This is a genomic window from Pedobacter sp. SG908, from assembly GCF_011759615.1.
GTDB classification, from domain to species: Bacteria; Bacteroidota; Bacteroidia; order Sphingobacteriales; family Sphingobacteriaceae; genus Pedobacter; species Pedobacter riviphilus.
Map to the genome: position 1 here is coordinate 2,619,694 of NZ_JAAOYY010000001.1, position 20,167 is coordinate 2,639,860.

The 20,167-nt window shown below is 37.8% G+C and carries 18 protein-coding genes; 10 read left to right on the top strand and 8 right to left on the bottom strand.

Going from position 1 to position 20,167, the window contains the following annotated elements; translation table 11 throughout:
- Positions 1-160: 160 nt before the first annotated feature.
- The 6 genes from FHT21_RS10720 to FHT21_RS10745 form a co-directional block, all read right to left on the bottom strand.
- Positions 161-544 carry a hypothetical protein gene (locus FHT21_RS10720; protein ID WP_167294658.1) on the bottom strand — a complete coding sequence of 128 codons (384 nt, stop codon included), beginning with the start codon at positions 542-544 and terminating at the stop codon, positions 161-163.
- A gap of 76 nt (positions 545-620) precedes the next feature.
- Positions 621-3,089, bottom strand: a complete 2,469-nt coding sequence (locus tag FHT21_RS10725; protein WP_167294659.1) for a TraG family conjugative transposon ATPase — start codon at positions 3,087-3,089, stop codon at positions 621-623.
- Positions 3,086-3,406, bottom strand: coding sequence for a DUF4133 domain-containing protein (locus tag FHT21_RS10730; RefSeq protein ID WP_347878496.1), 321 nt, complete (start codon positions 3,404-3,406; stop codon positions 3,086-3,088). Before FHT21_RS10730 ends, FHT21_RS10725 begins: the two co-directional genes overlap by 4 nt.
- A 9-nt stretch (positions 3,407-3,415) precedes the next feature.
- Positions 3,416-3,760: a DUF4134 domain-containing protein gene (locus tag FHT21_RS10735; RefSeq protein WP_167294661.1), complete on the bottom strand. Its 345-nt coding sequence runs from the start codon at positions 3,758-3,760 to the stop codon at positions 3,416-3,418.
- A gap of 70 nt (positions 3,761-3,830) precedes the next feature.
- Positions 3,831-4,358: a hypothetical protein gene (locus FHT21_RS10740; protein ID WP_167294662.1), complete on the bottom strand. Its 528-nt coding sequence runs from the start codon at positions 4,356-4,358 to the stop codon at positions 3,831-3,833.
- Positions 4,359-4,516: 158 nt separating this feature from the next.
- Positions 4,517-5,407: an RteC domain-containing protein gene (locus tag FHT21_RS10745; RefSeq protein ID WP_167294663.1), complete on the bottom strand. Its 891-nt coding sequence runs from the start codon at positions 5,405-5,407 to the stop codon at positions 4,517-4,519.
- Positions 5,408-5,809: 402 nt separating this feature from the next.
- Here FHT21_RS10745 and FHT21_RS10750 point away from each other — a divergent pair, with 402 nt between their 5' ends.
- On the top strand, positions 5,810-6,427 hold the full coding sequence (locus FHT21_RS10750) for a Crp/Fnr family transcriptional regulator (protein ID WP_167294664.1): 618 nt from the start codon (positions 5,810-5,812) through the stop codon (positions 6,425-6,427).
- Between the two features lie 178 nt (positions 6,428-6,605).
- Here FHT21_RS10750 and FHT21_RS10755 read toward each other — a convergent pair whose 3' ends face one another.
- Both FHT21_RS10755 and FHT21_RS10760 read right to left on the bottom strand, forming a co-directional pair.
- Complete coding sequence (locus FHT21_RS10755; protein WP_167294665.1) at positions 6,606-7,397, bottom strand: hypothetical protein; 792 nt, start codon at positions 7,395-7,397, stop codon at positions 6,606-6,608.
- Between the two features lie 327 nt (positions 7,398-7,724).
- Positions 7,725-8,549, bottom strand: a complete 825-nt coding sequence (locus tag FHT21_RS10760; RefSeq protein WP_167294666.1) for a glycosyltransferase family 2 protein — start codon at positions 8,547-8,549, stop codon at positions 7,725-7,727.
- A gap of 998 nt (positions 8,550-9,547) precedes the next feature.
- Here FHT21_RS10760 and FHT21_RS10765 point away from each other — a divergent pair.
- The 9 genes from FHT21_RS10765 to FHT21_RS10805 all read left to right on the top strand — a co-directional run bounded on the left by FHT21_RS10765 (position 9,548) and on the right by FHT21_RS10805 (position 20,149).
- Positions 9,548-11,197, top strand: a complete 1,650-nt coding sequence (locus FHT21_RS10765) for a vitamin K epoxide reductase family protein (protein WP_167294667.1) — start codon at positions 9,548-9,550, stop codon at positions 11,195-11,197.
- A gap of 109 nt (positions 11,198-11,306) precedes the next feature.
- A complete protein-coding gene (locus FHT21_RS10770) occupies positions 11,307-11,561 on the top strand; it encodes a hypothetical protein (RefSeq protein ID WP_167294668.1) in 255 nt (84 codons plus the stop codon).
- A gap of 58 nt (positions 11,562-11,619) precedes the next feature.
- On the top strand, positions 11,620-13,143 hold the full coding sequence (locus FHT21_RS10775) for a TlpA disulfide reductase family protein (RefSeq protein WP_167294669.1): 1,524 nt from the start codon (positions 11,620-11,622) through the stop codon (positions 13,141-13,143).
- A 158-nt stretch (positions 13,144-13,301) separates the two neighbouring features.
- Positions 13,302-14,003, top strand: coding sequence for a glycosyl transferase (locus FHT21_RS10780; protein WP_167294670.1), 702 nt, complete (start codon positions 13,302-13,304; stop codon positions 14,001-14,003).
- Positions 13,966-14,637: a hypothetical protein gene (locus FHT21_RS10785; protein ID WP_167294671.1), complete on the top strand. Its 672-nt coding sequence runs from the start codon at positions 13,966-13,968 to the stop codon at positions 14,635-14,637. The genes FHT21_RS10780 and FHT21_RS10785 overlap by 38 nt, the downstream gene beginning before the upstream one ends.
- Positions 14,638-14,722: 85 nt before the next feature.
- Positions 14,723-16,909, top strand: coding sequence for a peptidase domain-containing ABC transporter (locus FHT21_RS25120; RefSeq protein WP_167294672.1), 2,187 nt, complete (start codon positions 14,723-14,725; stop codon positions 16,907-16,909).
- A 7-nt stretch (positions 16,910-16,916) separates the two neighbouring features.
- On the top strand, positions 16,917-18,200 hold the full coding sequence (locus FHT21_RS10795; RefSeq protein WP_167294673.1) for an HlyD family efflux transporter periplasmic adaptor subunit: 1,284 nt from the start codon (positions 16,917-16,919) through the stop codon (positions 18,198-18,200).
- 187 nt (positions 18,201-18,387) lie between these two features.
- The gene (gene glf, locus FHT21_RS10800; RefSeq protein WP_167294674.1) at positions 18,388-19,494 is read left to right on the top strand and encodes a UDP-galactopyranose mutase; all 1,107 of its coding nucleotides are present in this window, start codon (positions 18,388-18,390) and stop codon (positions 19,492-19,494) included.
- 16 nt (positions 19,495-19,510) lie between these two features.
- The gene (locus FHT21_RS10805; RefSeq protein ID WP_167294675.1) at positions 19,511-20,149 is read left to right on the top strand and encodes a DUF707 domain-containing protein; all 639 of its coding nucleotides are present in this window, start codon (positions 19,511-19,513) and stop codon (positions 20,147-20,149) included.
- Positions 20,150-20,167 lie beyond the last annotated feature (18 nt).

The window sequence follows — 20,167 nt, forward strand, 5'->3', positions numbered from 1 at the left end:
GTCCATAGTTTTCCCAGCCGGTCAGAAGACCGGTCCAATAGATTTTTCATACGTTAACTGATTTTTATCCCTTATAGATGTAGCTAGGCAATGGTTTTGCTTTCAGCAATACTTCGCTACACCTTACCATATATAGCCTTGCCAATGACTTGCCTCCAGATTACTTTCCAGCCAACTTCCGAAATTCCCGAGTCCCTAGCAGCAGCACACCCGAATCGGGATAAAAGCTGATGATCTTGGAATTCCTGGGCACCTGAACCGACTTGCTTTCTTCATCCCAGATACCCAGCCATTGCTCAGTATCATGCTCCAAACGGCCCGGCTTTCCATTCTCCAGCCGCTTGAAGCCCGTCTTCCGGACAATAGAATAGCTCCCCTTGACCTTGTTAAAATCTCCAACGACCAGCGTATCCCAGGATTCACTATATTCTCCTTTGGCATGATCCACATAGGTACCCGGGATAAAAGATTGCAGATCCGCCATGCCTTTACAGGCAGCAAAAACCAGCGTTAATAGGAATAGATAAAAGCTTTTTGTTTTCATGGTTAGATTGTTTTAGGATTGGTTTACGATATAATTACATCAAATGCTAATCGTCTGTTAATCATGAGACCAGCATTTATTTAGTTTTTTGCTTCGCCCTCATCTCCGCCGCCAATACCGATATACCTTTCTGCATACTGCCGTAACGCGCAGCGTATTCCTGCACCTTTATCTTCTCGCGCTCTTCAGTGGTATAGGCCAGGTATTCTTCAAGACTTACTTCTGTCCGGTAGACTTTACTCATCTGCCCACCCAGCGAGATAAAGATTTCCTTGTATTTCAGTTTGGGATCATTGGCTTTATTCATCGAAAGCACCAATGCCTTTTCCTTATCCGTTAGCCCAATCAACTCCTGTATCTGGTCAAACTTGTTCTGGTACTTACTCTGGTCCAGCAATATCTTACAATCCGCATTATTGATAATCGCCTGCTTGACAATAGGGGAAGAAATCACATCCTCAATTTCCTGGGTCACCACGATCGGCTCCCCAAAAAACTTACGCATTGTTTTAAACAGGTAGCGGATATATTCAGCCATACCCTCCTTTGCAATCGCTTTCCAGCATTCTTCGATCAGTACCACCTTTCGGATACCTTTCAGCTTTCGCATCTTGGAAATCACCATTTCCATAATGATCAGTGTCACTACCGGAAATAAAATCGGGTGGTCCTTCACATTATCCAGCTCAAAAACAATAAACCTTTCCGACAGCATATCCAGGTTTTCCGAGGCATTAAGCAGGTAATCAAACTCCCCACCCCGGTAATAAGGATTGAGCACATAAAGGAAATTCCCAATATCAAAATCCTTCTCCTTCACTTTTCCATCAGATAATACCTGCATATATTCCGACATCAGAAACTCATAGAAGGAATTAAAGCAGGGAAAAATATCACTCCTAACCTCCAGATGCTCATAATACAGCTTCAGTGCATTGGAAATTGCCACATATTCTGACCTTCGGTAAGGCTCATCATCCTTTTTCCAGAGCGCCAAAAGCAAAGTTTTGATGCTTTCTTTTTTTTCGGTATCCATCAGATCCCCATCAGCGAGATAAAAAGGATTGAACTTGATCGGATCCTCCTCGCTATAGGTAAAATAATACCCCCCGACCAGCTCACATAATCCCTTATAACTGTGCCCGATATCCACCAATATGCAGTGCGCCCCTTGCTCATAATAAGACCGCATCATGTGGTTCACGGCAAAAGACTTCCCCGATCCAGATGGGCCGATCAGCAGTTTCGCCCGATTGGTAATCAACCCCTTTTCCCAGGGCTCATCACTGATATCCACATGCACTGGTTTTCCTGTCAACCTGTCCCCCAGACGGATCCCGAAAGGGCTCAAAGAACTCTGATAAGCCGTTTCCAGGTTAAAAAAACAAGCCGCCTGCTCTAAAAAAGTATCAAACGAATCGTTCATCGGAAAATCCGCCGCATTTCCCGGCAGTCCCGCCCACCAGATCTGCGCTTGTCCATCCGTCTCCTTTTTGGCCGAGGCATCCAGCCCTGCTATTGCCGAACCCACCAGGTTTTTCAGATCCAAAGACTTCGACCGGTCCGAAGACCAGGCCAGCACATTAAAGTGTGCTTTTACCGGCAAACGCTGCGAAGCTACCGCTTCATTTAAAAAATCATTTACCGCGTCTCTTGACAAAGCATTCTCACGGGAATAGGCCGATAGCGACTGCAGACGCAGTTTCCTCGCCTCCAGCCTTTTCAGCACCTTATCGCGGTCACCTATAAAAATATACTGGTTTAAAATGTGGTTACAGGATAACAGCGATCCCAAAGGGCTTGCAAAACCGATACTGAACTTTGACCTGTCCGAACTGTATTTATCATAATTGATCCTGGGGCCGCAAAGCGCAGGCAAATCCTCCACATCCGAAAGCGTATACAGCTCACAGCGTTTATCCCCAACCCGGATTTCATCGCGCAAATGGATATCTGAGATCAGCGGCATTTCCGCTTTGCCCAATAAAAAACAATAACGCTCGATCAGCCCCGGCTTATTAGCCGTTCCTGCCAGATCATCGTCCCCCAAACGCACCAGAGACACAAAACCGCTATCCGATAAAATCCGGACAAACTGCCCTACATGATCCAAAAAAGAACTGAACATCACAGGATCCACCGTCTGTTCCGGAACAATCCGCCTCCGCAGGATATTGCTGTAAGCCGAATTTGAAAGCTTCCGCCCTATTGGCTTTGCTGTCAGCATCACATAACACTCATGCTCCAAAAATTCCCGCTCATTAAAAAAGCGTTCTGAGCTACCGGCCAAAAAGCTGTGCGCTGCCGAAAAATCAGCCTTAAACCTGCTTTCCAAAAACCAGTCCTGTTTATGCAGCACCGTCCCCACAGGCAACACCCTGATCGCCTTTACCCAGGCCTGGTGATAACTTTCGTAATCCCTTTCCGAAAGCGTAAAAATCTCCGGCAAGGTTAACCTGAACACCACCGTCAGATCCCCCTGCATCGACTGGATGCAATCATGTTCTACCTTATAGATCGGAAATATATCAGCTGCCTCTATCATGACCGTACGTTTTTTAATCCTGTAAATAACCGTCGTGAGCGGAACACCAGATATTTAGGCAAACCGCGCTTGGCCAGAAACTTCAAAAGTCCATGCTCTCCGAACCTTGCACTCATGCGGAACACCACCACAAACAGACCACCGCCAAAAACCACGACCAAAACCATCAAAAACACCAGCGGCACACCCGATACATAACCAATAGCGAAACCGATCAGCATCAGCACTAGTCCCAAGGCCAGGTAAGCGATATACTGCGCCTTTAAGCCCTTAAACACAATTGGCCTTCCAACGCCCTTATTGATATGATAAACCATAGCCATGAATCAGATCCCAAAAAATGATTTTAAAACCGTCGCCACAATCACCAGGAAAACACAGCTCCCAAACCAGGCAGAAGCCACCTTGGAAGTATCCGGCTCACCCGCATTCCACTTGTTGAATACCTTGACCGCGCCTATGATGCCCATCACCGCACCGATCGCATACATCAGGTCACATCCCGTATCAAAATACCCCACCACCTTATCGGTCGCTTCCTGGATCCCTGCATTGCCATCCTGCGCAAAAAGCGGTAGCGCAGACAAAAACTGACACCAACAAAAGATATATACCGTCAATAAAAATTTGGCAAAAAGCGTCCTTAAAGGGCTATTGAATTGATTTCTCATAGAAATTGGAATAAGTAGATAGATGTAGGGTTAAAAAAAAGGTCGAGCTAAACAAATAGCCTTGCTAAGGCTAATACCAGAGATTCTCCATTTCCTCGGCACTGAGATGAAAAGCTGCATGCTCGGCGATATATTCATTGATGCGCCTGATCCTTGGATGCGAAGCCATACCAGGATAATTCTCCTTCACCGTTTTCATCAGCTCCAGAAAATCCCTTTTTGATCCGTCCTCCTTTGCAAGCAATAAGAACACATTTTTGATTTCCTCCAGCAGATCCGGCACCAGCCCCTGCTGATCCTCCACATCACGCCCCTCGAAATCGACAAAACCGATCTCTTCCATTCCCACCGAGCTCATGCCTTCAGGTAATTTTGCTTTGCCCATCAGGTCATCCGCCAAAGGAATTCCTGCACCAGCCGGACTGGTATGTTGCTGACCGCGAGAAGCGCCCAGATCAGCCTGTTTTCCAGTGTTGCCAACATCAAATTGCCTCTGCTTTCCTTTAAGATAAAAAAACAGCAAAACACCACCATACCAGACCAGTGCCAAAACCAATAACACCATTATAAACTGAAGCGTAGAAAAACCTTGCAACATAACCGCTCAACTTTTTCCCGGCACCCCATTGTACCGGGATTTGATAAAGCAAAGTTGCAATGCCCGCAAATCTTCCTATCCAATATTGGATAGATTGGAATTCAAACCAGCCCTAAAAGAGTCGATAACCCACATTACCCTACAACTAATGATATCCACTAAAACCCATTTCTCCGCCTGGCCTTTTCCGGATCATAGGCATCATCCTCATCCATTTTTTTCAGCACCGCCGAACGCATCATATCCAGAAATGCCGTTTTACTCATCGTTTTTCTCGCCTTCAGGTCATCAAAGCCGCGTTTAGGTACCCGAAGGTTCACCCCGAAAAACGTACCCACCACCTTGAACAGCTCCACAATCCCGATACTGCCATTATTGACCTGCCCCGTCAGATGAATACCATGTACCAGCTCGATCAGGTGGATATCCTCCCCCGTCCATTTAAACTCGCGCTGCAAAGTCCCAGTAGGATCAACCACAGTAGCGGACATAGGCCCAGGGCCGGAAAGCCCATGCAACAACCTCAGAATATCGTTGCGAAGCCGTTCTAAAGCCATAAACCAGCTGACCAGTTCACTCATCGCAGTCCCCAAGAAGGGTCCATAACCCAAAACAATAGGCTGAAGCACATTCCCAGCATCCACAGCAGAATAAAAAAGCTCATCCAGCATACCGCCATCCAACCTGAAATAGTCATAGTGCAAAGTATGCTGCTCAAAAAAAGCAGCAATGGCACTCAGCCTGGAGAGATAATATTTCTTTTTTGCCTTCAGCCCGGATTCGGGAACACCCACCAAAAGATAATGGTATTCTGTATAATACACGATCAAAGACTTAAACCTGGGATAGGTAAATTTATAATAACCGATCTCTTCCTGCTTATCCAGCGGCGGATGGGCAGCTAAAAAATCAGTCAAATCCTTCAGCGCATCCGCAACTGCAGAAACCTGCGCCTTCAGCAGCGGCACAGGAGACAATTCAACGAGGGACAAAGATTCCAGCCGGGCATGAAGCTCACCCAGCAGCTTTTCACTAAACTTGTTGTACATAGGTTGATATTTAGATCAGTTCCCACCTCGCCCGTTAACCGGCAACAACTCTCACAGGCAGAAAAAAAGTAAATTCATTATAGACAATGGTATCCCCAGGAATATAAGCAATAACGCCCCACATTGATCAGACCCTCTATCGTAAACTGTTCGTATTCAAGAGGCAATGCAAACTGAAGGTTCAGTCACTTCCAGTTCAACCCTTTCTGACACATTTATTCCTCTTTCTTCACCGATACAATTTTTAGTCAAATTCATAAATAGAAAGCGTTAATATCACCCAAAGAGCAATACCATACTAAAACCGCCCTATAATTCGTTATAAATAAGTATCCGTTCCGACAGAACAATATTACCCCGTTTAAAAATAACAATGGTTGATCTGTGACACAATCGATCAACATGCCACAATTTAACGATCGCGAGGCCGACCTACTGGAAACATTAAGCTTCATCATCCCCCTTCCAACTCCTATGCAAAACCGGGTAAAAGCAGAAAGCCTTATTGAAACTTTCGAGCGCAAAAAACTGCTTTTATCGCCTGGTGAAACCGCTCGCCGTGTCTACTTTGTACGCAGTGGATTCCTACGTGCATATTTTATCGACGACAGCGGAAACGAGTGCACGACCTGGTTCACAGGCAAGGGCGACCTGATGATCTCTATATCTAGCTTTTTTACCCAACAGCCTGCAAATGAGTATATAGAAGTCCTTCAGGACTGCAAGCTGCAGTCCATTAGCTGGCTAGAACTCAATGCCTATTACGCTGACTTCAGAGAGGCCAACCTGGTGGGCAGACTTATTACCCAGCGCTACTTTACCCTGAGTGAAGAAAGGGCCATACTACTGCGTACCCGGAGCCCCGAACAACGCTATGATCTGTTACTCAGAAACCATCCAGAAATCGAGCAACAAACCACCCAGCAAAATATCGCCTCCTTCCTCAATATCAGCCGCGAAACGCTTAGCAGAATCCGCCGAAAAAAAATCAGAATGTGTCACCAGACACAAAAACACTGAATTACCCAAGCCTTTTTGGGTCAAAGTGAGATAAAAAATCAACGCATAATTATTAACTCAACTACCGCCAACGAACATATAAAACTGCAGTCAGAAGATGAATCGAATAAGTATCAAACTATTTTAGGACTAGTTAGAGCAAAATCTAAACCGTGTTTTCATTAAAAAATAATGCTATTTATTTTCCCTTTACTGGATGATATAAAATGTTTTGAATAGTGCCAATATTCATCATAACTGGACGATATCGCATAGTACTCATATTCATAAATCCATTGTTTTGGTCATCGTTTTTATAAAACTTGTTTTTAAATTCTTTAGAAGAATATTTACCATTCCCACCAAAGTCCAAAAGTTTCCCCCCACCTAATTTTATTAATGTCGGCATTAACACTTCATGGTGGCCAGTCCAACCACACAGAAGTTCTTTATGTAAAAATTGCAGAGCGGAATTCGAAAGACAATAGACAGGATTAAAGGATCTAACTCTTTTAGAATGCGGGACAAAGTATTCTTTGTTTGAAAATGTATCCCACCATGGCCAATCCTTATCGTCATCATAATCAGTTATATGACTTGAAACAAAATCGAATTCGTAACTAAGATTATGAAACTCAGAAAAAAAGACACTCCAATTACCACTAAATCTAACATCATCTTCGATTAACCAATAAAAGCTGTAAAATGGTTTTTTCATAAAGAAGTCTAGAAGAGGAAAGTGATTACTACCTGGTAATAATTCATTTGTTATGGGTGTATAACCTAGTTCATGTAAAATATTATCGGTAAATATGTGATTAGTGCAATTATTAATTTCAGTAGGTAAGATTGATAAATCATTCTGATGGTAAAGAAGAATGGAATCACCTAATTCTAAACTTTCGTCATTTAGTTTTTTAAATAATGATAGAACTGTAGGCGTAGCCTTGTTTGTAAGAAAAAGAAAAGCATGTTTTTTTTCAATTTGCATTTAATTTAACCCTCGATTAATATATTAATGAATAATCTAAATCGGAAATATTAAATCCGTCTAAGGGACCTATGTTTTCAGTAGAGACCTCTGTGGAAAGATCATTATAAAAAATCTTTTTGCTAAGCATAATACTTATTTTGTTTTTGAAAAAAAAATTCATGTCCCTTAAGCCGCAATTTTCATACTTACATCTGCTTTTAGCTTAGAGATATTTTCTATAAGACCTTTTTCAGTTAAGCTTCCTTAACATTATTTTTTAAGGATTTTAGTAAAAATTATCGCAGAAAATACTCTTCATGAAACAATTAAAATAGATCACTTCAATTAAAGGTACTGGTTGGAAAATAAAGTAAATAACTCGTCTTTTTCAGCTGTTCTTTGATTGTATAGGTAGTAATAAGCATCAATACTAAAGCGATCTTTATGAATAACATTATTTGTTTTGGATCTCTTCATTTTACATTTCACAAATTCTTCTAATGACTTTGTACAGTAGTGTTTGATAAATGCAGTATCAAATGAAATATCTGCCTCATCCATTCTCCAGAAACTTTTCAAAGTTATTATCCTATTATCTGCACTATAATACGGCATATGGTCAGCTAGTGTATGAGCGTTAATACTGTGAATGTCATTAATATTAACCTTCTTCAAGAGTGATTTAACAGCACTATTGAACAAGTAATCATCAGTACCGGAATCCAGTGGTAATGGAATGGTGAATCTATCTTGTACCAGGGCATCTTCATAATAAATTTTATCATTGTCCCCAAAATGAAGATTGTTAAAAGCTATTTTTGTTACATTATCATCAAATGAAGAGATAAAATCTTTGATATTATTGTGCTTTTTTAACTCCAGGAATTCATCATCATCGACAAATAGAACCCAATCAAAATCGTAGTAAGTAAAAAAATTTTTCCTATGCCAATCGTCATTGAAAGAATAATTTCTATAGTCAAAAATCTCAACCATATCTTTTTTATTAAAGCTCTCAAACACCTCGCAGGGATCGATCATGTCGTCATCATTATTGTCGTAAAAGACGATTTTATCAAAACCTAAATTTAGGTAATGCTCTGTAAATTCAATTAAATATTCATTATCTCCTTTGATAGGACAGGAAACAACTACATTGGTTTTCTTCATGTTTTTATTTGGTCACTAAATATTTTTGATGTCCCTGACGATAACCATAAAAACTAACCAGCATTTTAAAGTTTGAGCGTCTTTGAATGGGAAGTTAGGAAATTAGGATTAATATCTGAAATAAAATCCTGATGACCCCTCTATTAACTGATCAACATCCTCTCCTAAAATTTACTGCTAAAAAAGCGAGAAAACAAAGAAAGACATTTTAAGCACATCAGCGAGACCCCAAGGACATTTCGACTTGAAAGAAGATTGATTAGCTGACTAACGTGATATACTTAAAACTGATCAAAACAAAAGAATGAGCATTTTAAAGCAAAAAGATTGATCATTTTAAATCGAAAAAAGTGGTCACCGTACGGTCCCGAATTTGCTCGTAGTTCCTGAATGATAATACTGGGATAGCTTTCATTTAAGTTAGTACTACTAGAATAAGTTTACATCGCCATGTAAAATTTCCTGAAAGTATGTGACGATGAAATTAAAGGCATTTGCTACCTACAAGGCTATCTGTTGTTGAATAAACTTATAACTATAGCAACATGGAATCCTAAACCTTGACTAAATTCGACTTTAGAAAAAGTAGCAGATGATTTGTTAAAATGCAAAGCAGCTTTCTGTTTTGCAACAAATTTGTTACCAACTAAAAACCTCAAATGTTTTTGATAATATTGTGTATAAGCGTTACAAAGACGCTCAATATATAAACCATTTAACCTCTCATGAAATACATCCATTCTCAATCACCAAATCTAATTATCCAATCAGTCTATCAACGGGGTAAATTACCCCTAAAAATTAAATATATCTCTTCCGAGAAAATTTTAAGAGACACGATCTATAGTAATTAATTTTCGTCTGGCAGAATTGTTTCAGAATATATCAATGTCTTGATCCATTAGTCACCTCCTAAAAACTTACGCATTGATTGTAAGGATGATCGATCAGCATTATCATTTCTTTTAAAGACATCTTGACAGTTAATATTTTGAATCATGTTAAAGCTCTTAAAAAACTACTTTCAACCAGAAGAAAACACATTAACGGTAGCTTATAGCTTACTAAAGACATTAAAGGTAAATGTTACTCAAACCTCACTAAAAGATAGGTTGGAGCAACATCCTCAATATCCCAGTCTACTATGTATTTCTGATGCTTTAAATTATTATAAAGTGCACAATGTAACCTTAAGGGTGACTATTGAACGTCTGAAAGAAATCGAGCAGCCATTTTTAACAGTGCTTCGATATTCCGACGACTTGGATGCCTACTTTTGCTTGGTAAAGTCTCATTCTGTGGATGGAATTAAGTTTTTGAACTCCAAAACTGGAAGAAATGAGATGCAGGACTGGTCAGAATTCGAAAAAATATTTCAGGGTATTATTCTTATTGCCGAAGCAGACCAGAATTCTGGTGATAAAAATTTTAAGCGTGAACGATTAATAGAGCGAAAAAGTAGATTTACCACCAATTTATTATTTCTATTTGTGCCAATTTGTGCAATAACCGCCTGCATTTATAAAACGAGGCTAGGAATATTTCCATTCATGTATGGCATCTTAAGCTATTTCGGATGTCTAGTCACCTATTTATTATTATGGTTTGAATTGGACAGTTCAAATAAAATTTTCAATACGGTTTGCGGGAGAATACAAAAAAACAGATCCATCGGATGTGATGCTGTCTTGAAATCAGAAGCTTCTTCCTTTCTAGGGATTAGCTGGAGTATCTGGGGAGCAGCATTTTTTCATGCTCTCTTATTTACACAACTGTTCAAAGAATCCCATAACGGTGAAATTCTACAGAGTCTTAAGGTAATTTCTTGCCTAGCCGTTAGCTATGTCCCATATTCAATTCTTTATCAATGGAAAATAGTTAAAGCTTGGTGCAGATTATGCTTGATGATCCAATCATTACTATTTGCGCAATTTCTGATAGTGCTTTGTTCTGATCATTTTGATACAGCACTTTTATTCTCTCTGTCACCTTTTCGATGGGACGGCCTGCTAACTTTTGCAGCAATAGGGCTCTTATGTATTTTGCTTGCCGATCAATTTCTTAAACTTGCAATATCAAATAAATTACATAAAAGCGAGTTAAAGGAGTCTTTAAAGATCAAACTAGATCCGATCGTTTTCGACTCGGCTTTAAAAAGACAAAAGCCTGTAAACGCCTCAACTGAGTCATTAGGAATTTTACTTGGTAATCCAACTTCCAGTAATAAAATTATCAAAGTCTGCAATCCCTATTGTGAACCCTGTGCAAGAATGCATCCAATTTTAGATGGTCTTTTGGAGCAAGTAGCTGATTTGAGTATTCAGATCTTATTCACTGCAAGCACCAATGAAAAAGACGAAAGGAATAAGCCAGTTAAACATTTGTTAGCTATATATGAAAGCAATGGAGAGACATTGGTAAGGCATAGTTTGGACGACTGGTACAATGTTCCTATGAAAGATTATGACCGATTTGCTGAAAAATACAAAATTGAAGGGGACCTTAATAGGCAAGTGGAAAAGGTTGAAAAAATGCATGATTGGTGTAAAAGTATGGAGATAGCATATACTCCGACTATTTTTTTTAATGGATATCAATTACCTGATGCCTATACCATAAAGGATATTGAATATTTACTTAAATCTTAATACCCAAACGAATTTGCACTTTATAAAGTTAGTACCCTTCAAGGAAGGATAGCTGACAAGGCCAAGTCACCTTAATTGACACATATTTTTAACCTTTAATTTAAACAAAATGAAAAAACTAAAATTAACCAACTTTGATTTATCAGAAATCTTATCACGTGATGAACTTAAAAAAATTGTAGGAGGTGACTTTGGATCCGGTTCGGGATCTGGATCAGGAACTGGGTATCCTAAAATTGACGCTTGCGCAGGTAAGAAAGAAGGCGATTCTTGTTCTTTTATGTACAATGGCTCACCATCTTATGGATATTGCACAGCAAAACTAGCTCCGGCTTATACTATGCACTGCTCTAATCTTCTTTAAGAATCAAATAATCTCAACAGACCTCGTAAGGGGTCTGTTGGATACAACCAAAATACCTATGAATAAAAACTTAAAATTTAATCTGATCTATCTATTAACGCTCCTACCTCTGCTCTTATCGGTAAAAAATTCTTTTGGAAAAATAATTGATTCGGGAAGAATTAAAGCTGGGATTGTTAAAGTATCAGGAAAAATTACCAGCCCGGGCACGACAAATAAAAATGATATTGTAGTAAGCATTACCGTACTACATCCAATTACGGGCGAAAATGTCCAATACAAATCCCCTGTTAATACGCTTGGTCATTATTCAATTGATGTCGAGGTCGAAACTGATGTATCGATGATCGCGTTTAGCACCAATGTGAATTCAGAAAAAATGCTGCTTTTTAAGTTAAAACACGATAGTGAGGCAAATATTGATGTTAGCTATACTAGAGATAATGATATTGAAAAAATTGCTGTCAAACCAGAAATGATGTCTAATGACGTCCTTCGCGGTTTTGATGATATAAATAAAATGGAAAGTTATAGATCGGGCAGACCTATCGAACCTCTTTATAGTAAGAGTACAGATCATTTTTTCAATTTTGTTAATACTATCCTCTCGGAAAGACTTTCCATAGTAAAGAATGACTCATTGATCTCGCAAGAATTAAAGAACCTAATCTCATACGATTATCGCTTATACATATATACTACTTATGTATTTGACTACAATCAATTTATGACACTCAATTATAAAAACTTTAATAGGGACACCACCAATAAGCCTGATATCCAAAAGATTGACAGGACCTACTTTCGTTTCTTAAAAGATTTCAACCTGAATGATCAAAAATATTTACAGTGCTTCAATTTTCCAGATTTTCAGCTGGGACTTCTTCAAAATGAGATATTAAACCTGCCAATGATAGAGGATCAGGATATTCCCTCATGGCAGAAAAAAATAAAATCTATTTTGGCTGGTTTGGTAGGATTTGACAAAGGTAACTATTATGATATTTTGACCGCAAACGCCTATGCCAGGCAATTGAATGAAATGGTTAAACCACTAACTGATAAGCAAAAAGAAAACATTTCAAGATATTGGAAAAATGGAGAGATTGCAAAAATATTATTCCGAAAAAATCAAAAAGTAACTGAACAGAATAACGGAAAAACACCTGCTGTCATCAACGATATCTCAGCAGTTCCGGACGATAAAGTTATGGAAACTATTCTTTCCAAATATAAGAATAAAGTTGTTTTTATCGACTTGTGGGCTACATGGTGCGTTCCATGTTTAGAAGCAATGAAACAATTCAGAACTACGAAAAATAGTTATCACGGTAAAGATGTAGTGTTTGTTTACCTAACAAATGGTTCTTCGCCAAGAAAATTATGGGAGGAAAAAATAGTGGGAATAGGCGATGAGCAGTATTATTTAAAAGCGAGCCAATGGAATTACATTATGGAACACTTCGGATTTGGGGCCATACCTTCATATCTTTTATATAACAAGGAAGGTAAATTGATTAATAAATTCACAGCATTTCCAGGAGCAAATGAAGTGGGGGAAATGATTAAAGGACTGTTATAGCATAAACTGACAGCACCAGTATTATCTGTTCCATGAAACAGTAGTTGTTTAATGTAAAATGCATGAAGAGCTGACTTTCCGAATATATATAGTGAATGAGTGAATTAACTTTTTGCAATCTAACTCCAGCTCAATTACATAATTGACAATTAAAATTAATGACAAGCGAGAAAAAAATACCTGTATTTGCCATCAACCTCAAATCAAGAATTGACAGGTTTGAAAACATCACTTTAGAGTTTCTTAAGTATAAGGAATTTAGATTACACGTTGTTGAGGCTATAGCAAATCCCAATGGGGCTGTTGGTCTGTGGCAAACTATTTACAACATTATAGAAGGTGCACAAAAGCGTGAAGAGGAGTTTGTCATTATCTGTGAAGACGATCATATTTTCACAGACCAATTCCGTACGGATCAATTTAAAACCATTGTTCAAAAATGTAAGTCGCTGGAAGTTGATGTTCTATTAGGTGGTGTTAGCTGGTCAAGGGGCGTAATCCGTTCAACGGCAGACCTTTATTGGGTCGATCGTTTTAATGGTACCCAGTTTATGATAATTTATAAGGATTTTTTCAAAAAATTCTTAGCAATGCCTATTGACCCAGATTTAACCGTGGATTTTGCAATTTCAAATGTAACAAATCATATTATGGTTACTTATCCATTTATCTCAATCCAAAAAGAATTTGGATACTCAGATGCAACTCATCATAATAACGAAAATGTTGGTTACGTTGATGGCCTTTTTAGAGATTCCAGCAATAAATTTGACCAATTAAATAAAGTATTTAAAATCTTATATCCACGAATAAAAAACAATCATGCAGCGTTCCGAAAAAATCCAGGTTTTTGCGATTAATCTTCCAAATAACCCCAAACGGATAACAGAAATACAACATCAGTTTAAATATCGGGAGGAATTTGACCTTAATATTATCCGAGGGGTAAAATCAAAAAACGGCTACATTGGATTTATTAAGAGTGTAAAAAAAATAATAAAACAAGTTATCTCACTAGATTATGACTTTGTTATCATTTGTTCTGACGATCATCTGTTTACTGAACACTATAATAGGGAAAAATTTCTTGAATGTATTCATGATGCAGGTAATGCTGGGGCTAAAATTTTACTGGGAGGACTCGAGCAATATGGCGAAGTTATCCCGCTAACTGATAATTTATTGTGGGTAGATCACTTTATAGATTCCACATTTTATGTGATATATAGATCTTTCTATCAGGAAATTATCGAATCCAGTTTTATCGATGGGGACGCAAATAATAAAATAATCAGCTCAAGTACGAGCAACAAATTTTTGGTTTATCCTTTTATTACGAGTGAAGGAATCTCTGAAAAGAAAAAAAGAGGGTTAAGGGATTTCCCAAGAGAATTTTCTAAGAACTTTCAGCTTGAAAGCATTAAAAGACTTGAAAATATTTTCTATTTAAAAAGATTTGAGGCTACTAAAGGCTTAATAAATGGGAATGATTAATTCAGCCGAACAATTTCTTTATTCAGAAATTCAAACATTACATTAAATAATAGACAAACTCATACCCCAATATAATTTAAACCGAGTGAAGAAAAGATTTCCACATTATAAACAGTTGGACATGATGGATTGCGGTGCCACATGCTTGAGAATGATACTGAAATATCATGGGCAATTGGTTTCCATCCATAAAATACGGAAATTATGCCAAACAACTAAAAATGGCGTCAATCTGCTTGGTATTAGCGAGGCTGCGGAAAAACTACAAATGCGAACCCTTGGAGTAAGGCTAAAACTAGACCAACTTGATGAGATAGAATTGCCAAGTATCCTTCATTGGAATCAAAATCATTTTGTTGTCCTATATAAAATATCAAGAGCCAAGTACTACATAGCTGATCCGGCTGGTGGTTTAATTACTATGGACCGCAGGGAGTTCTCACAAAACTGGTTTGCAAACAAAGAGCTACACGAGGGTTTATCTTTGATATTAAGCCCTACTCCAAATTTTTATAATTTGGATAACGAAGAAGCAGAACCAAGTCTAGAATGGGGAAAAGTTTTTGTATACTTCACAAAATACAGGTCACTTTTTATCCAGTTATTTTTCGGAATGCTGCTGGGTACAGTACTGCAGTTAGTTACTCCATTTTTAACCCAATCAATTGTAGATATCGGGGTCAATTCCAAAAATTTAAATTTTATCAATCTTATTCTGATTGCACAATTGATGTTGTTCGTTGGGGAAACTTCAGTGAGTTTTATTAGGTCCTGGATTATGCTTCATATCAGTACTAGGGCTAATATTTCCATTATCACGGATTTGCTAATCAAGCTGATGCGCTTACGAATGGATTTCTTCGATATTAAAACGCATGGCGATATTATGCAGAGAATGAACGATCAGCAGCGAATAGAGAATTTTCTTACCGGCAACACACTGAGTACTTTGTTTTCGTTGATGAATATGCTAATATTTGGTGTGCTACTGATCATTTATGACAAGATCATTTTTCTGATATTCCTTTCTTCAACAATCCTTTACTTTCTTTGGATGTTATTGTTTATGAAGTATAGAAAAAAGCTTGACTACCAAAACTTTAAGATATCTTCCGAAAACCAAACCTATACTGTTGAAATGATTCAAAGTATAAGGGATATAAAGCTGAATAATTCTGAAAAACAGAAAAGATGGGTTTGGGAATCTATACAAGCAAAGCTATTCAAGCTAAAGGTAAAAGGATTGACATTATCTCAATATCAAAGTATAGGTGCGATTGCGATCAACCAGTCAAAAGGAATACTTATTACTTATTTATGTGCCAGATCAGTTATTCAAGGGGAAATTACCTTAGGTGGAATGATGGCCATACAATACATTGTTGGCATGGTTAGTAGTCCTGTATCATACTTACTAGGCTTTATGCAGTCATATCAAGATGCCAAAATTAGTCTCGAAAGATTAAACGAAATATATAATTCCGATGAAGAGGAAAGTATAGATGTTGACTACGCCAACGAGCTGCCTTCGAATAATACGATTGAAATCAGAAACTTAACATTCAGATATTATGGTGCAGGTAATGAACCAATTTTCAACGATTTAAGTTTGACCTTTCCTCAGCATAAAACAACGGCTATTGTCGGTCTTAGTGGCAGCGGAAAAACGACGATCTTAAAATTATTAATGAGGTTCTACGACTTTGAAAAAGGAGAAATATTGGTTGGCGGCAAAAAGATAGATACGATCAGTCAGCATGCTTGGCGGGAAGCCTGCGGAATGGTCATGCAGGAAAATCACATTTTCGCGGATACGATTGAAAGAAATATTGCTGTGGGTGACGAATTTCCCGATGCCGGTAGGATCCAGGATGCTATCCGGATTTCGAACCTTCAGGAATTTATAGAAGAACAACCCTTCGGTTTAAATACCAAAATTGGTACAGCAGGACGGGGGGTTAGTCAGGGTCAAAGGCAACGTCTTCTCATTGCGAGGGCTGTCTACAAAAATCCGAATTACATCTTCCTTGATGAAGCAACGAATTCTTTGGATGCAAACAATGAGAAAGCAATCATAGATAACTTGAATTCTTTCTTTAAGGAGAAAACGGTGATAATCGTTGCACATCGGCTTAGTACTGTTACTCACGCAGATAATATTATTGTACTTGAAAAAGGAAAAATCGTTGAACAGGGGAAACACGCTGACCTTATCAGTAATCGAGGCCAATATTATTTATTAATTAAAAATCAGCTTGAATTGGGTAAATAATTAAATTATGTTGAAAAGTAGAAATTACGAGGAGCATCTTCATAGCGAAGATATACAGGAAATTATTGCAAAGCCTCCTTCATGGTTATTAAAGCGGGGCATCGGATTAATCTTCCTGACAATCATTCTAGTACTTAGCCTATCGACAGTAATTAAATATCCAAACAAGGTCTCCGCAGTATTGAAAATAAATGCAATCAATGGGCCTAAGATGGTCTCAAATCGCCAGGCCGGAAAAATAACTAAAATACTGGTTACTGAAAATCAATCTGTTAGTCAGGATGATGACTTAGCATATATCGAAAGTACAGCTGATCCAAAACAGGTCATCAGGCTACTTAAATCACTCAATGCTTTACGACAGACTGAGCAGTCAAAAAGGATAGATCTTTACCATTTAACCGCACCAAATTATTTACAGTTAGGCGAGCTGCAAGCATCCTACCAGACTTTTTATCAAGCATTTATAAACTTCACAGGTTCAGTAGCAAATGGAATAAACCTTAAAAAAAGAAATTTCCTTTTGAAAGAAATCGAAAATCTGAAAAATCAAGGGATCAAAATCAAGCAAAACTATGAGTTACAGAAAAAAGAATTGGTAATCGCCCAAAATCAATATCAGAAATACCGAACCCTTTCGGAGAAAAAAGTGATATCTCAAATGGAAATGGATCAACAGGAGGCTTTGTTTTTGTCAAAACAGCAGCCTATCAACATGACTGAAAATTCGATTCTCAACAATAATGCTACAATTTCGGCCAGGGAAAAAGAGATTTCCGAGATTGATAATCAAATGCGGGAAGAGCAAATGAAATTCGCTCAATCATTGAACAGCCTAATTTCAGATATTGAGTCCTGGAAAAAGCTCCATGTGATTTCTTCACCTACCGATGGGAAGATTGTATTTGCAACAAGTATTCAGGAAAATCAATATGTTGACAATGGTCGGGAACTATTCTATATTAATCCGGGAAACGAGTCATATTTCGGTGAGATGAACATCTCCCAAATCAATATGGCAAAAATTAAATCTGGACAAAAAGTGCAGGTAAGATTGCGAAGTTATCCTTCTCAAGAGTTTGGCTTTATTGATGGCGTAATTACATCAATGAGTGCAATTCCCATAAAGGATAGTATTTTTCTTTCCCAGGTGAAGCTTTTCCGTAATCCGAAGGATTCTTTAATTCATTTAAAACCTGGGATGATCGCTGATGCCGAAATCATTACTGAAGATCAATCTGTCTTAAAAAGGATATTATTAAACGTGACCAAAAGTCTAAATATGAGATAATTGATCATTTTGATTCTTTAAATACAAGTAATCAAGACAACAACCCAAACTTCCAGCATTTCGCCGACATCCTGGTTCGCTTTCGATTTAAAAACCGATTAAGCCATCGTTAATATAAGCAAGGATGCACTACAAGCTAAGAGGTTACATTAGATACATTTAAATAATGATTTTAAACAGTAAAAAGATGGATAAACCGTATGACTTCTTAATTGTTGGTGCGGGACTTTTTGGAGCAGTATTCGCAAGAGAGATGTCTCTACGCGGAAAGAGGTGTTTAGTTATTGACAGACGAAAACATGTTGGTGGTAATCTGTATTGTGAACAAATAGAGGGAATTAATGTTCATAAGTACGGACCACATATTTTTCACACGAACGATAAAAATATATGGGATTTTGTTAACTCGCTGGTAAGATTCAATCATTTTGTTTATTCGCCATTAGCAGCTTATCAAGACAAACTCTACAATCTTCCGTTCAATATGAATACATTTTATCAGATTTGGCATTCTAGATCTCCCCAACATGTTAAAATAATTATTCAGAATCAAATAAACGAATCAGGAATCTGCATTCCTAAAAACTTGGAAGAACAAGCCATCAAGATGGTTGGATCTCAGATCTATGAAATGTTTATAAAAGGTTATACCGAAAAGCAATGGGGTCGTAAAGCTAAAGATCTTCCCAGTTCAATCATTAAACGAATACCCGTCAGATATACATTCGATAATAGGTATTTCAATGACACCTATCAAGGAATTCCAATTGGAGGCTATAATAAATTGATAGATGCGCTACTAGAAAAAATAGAAGTTCGGACTAAAGTTGATTTCTTTTCGGACAGGATTTTTTTTAAAGAAATCGCTGACATCATAGTTTTTACAGGTCAATTGGATGAGTTTTATGATTACAGGTATGGCAATCTGGAGTATAGGAGTTTACGTTTTGAAGAAAAAATTTTGGATCGTAAATATTTTCAGGATGTTGCTGTTGTAAATTATCCTGAGATCAGTATACCATATACACGGATTGTTGAACATAAGTACTTCGAATTTGGAAATCAACCCAGGACAGTTATTACCAAAGAATATCCGCAAGAATGGCTACCTGGTACCGAAGCCTATTATCCAATAAATGATCTTAAAAATAACCTTATCCTAAAAAAATACGCACAATTGGCTAAAGAGGAAGAAAAGGTCATTTTCGGTGGTAGATTGGCAGAATATAAATATTATGATATGCACCAAGTTATAGCATCTGCCCTCGCGAAGTCTCGGGTTTTAAACAAATAAGTTAATCTTAGTGAGTATGAAGAAGAATTGTATCATCGCTGCTGTTGGAAGAGGAAGTTTACATAAAACCTGGCTTCATGAAGAACATCCTAATATAGATATTCATTTAATCGTTTATGATGACTCTTTTGAGGATTTTCAATTTGACACCCCTTTTATACAGCAGGCGTACGGGAGTAAATTTAAACTTATAAATGATTACCTAACTGATGAATTAATCGCTAAATATGAATATTTTTATTTGCCTGATGATGATGTCCTGATAGATCATGCAAATATCGATCTCCTGTTTCAATGCATGAAAGAATTTAGGCTGTCTGCAGCGCAACCGGCAATTTGTAACGAATTTTATTCTTTCGGTCACACCTTTAAACGAGAAAATTCCGTTATCAGATTTACAAACTTTGTTGAAATTATGCAGCCATGTTTTTCTAGAGAGGCCTTGAAAAAAGTTCAGTTTACATTTAGTGAAACTCTAAGCGGATGGGGAATTGACTATCATTGGGGGGTGATATTAGATTTCAAAAAATATAACATGGCTATTTTGGATATTGTAGATTCGGAGCACACCAGGCCAGTTCGTTCAAATTACCAGGCGGAACTCGATAATTATCTATTAAAATATAATCTGAAGAAAGATATTTATTCGACCTGATTATTCGGATTGAATCTA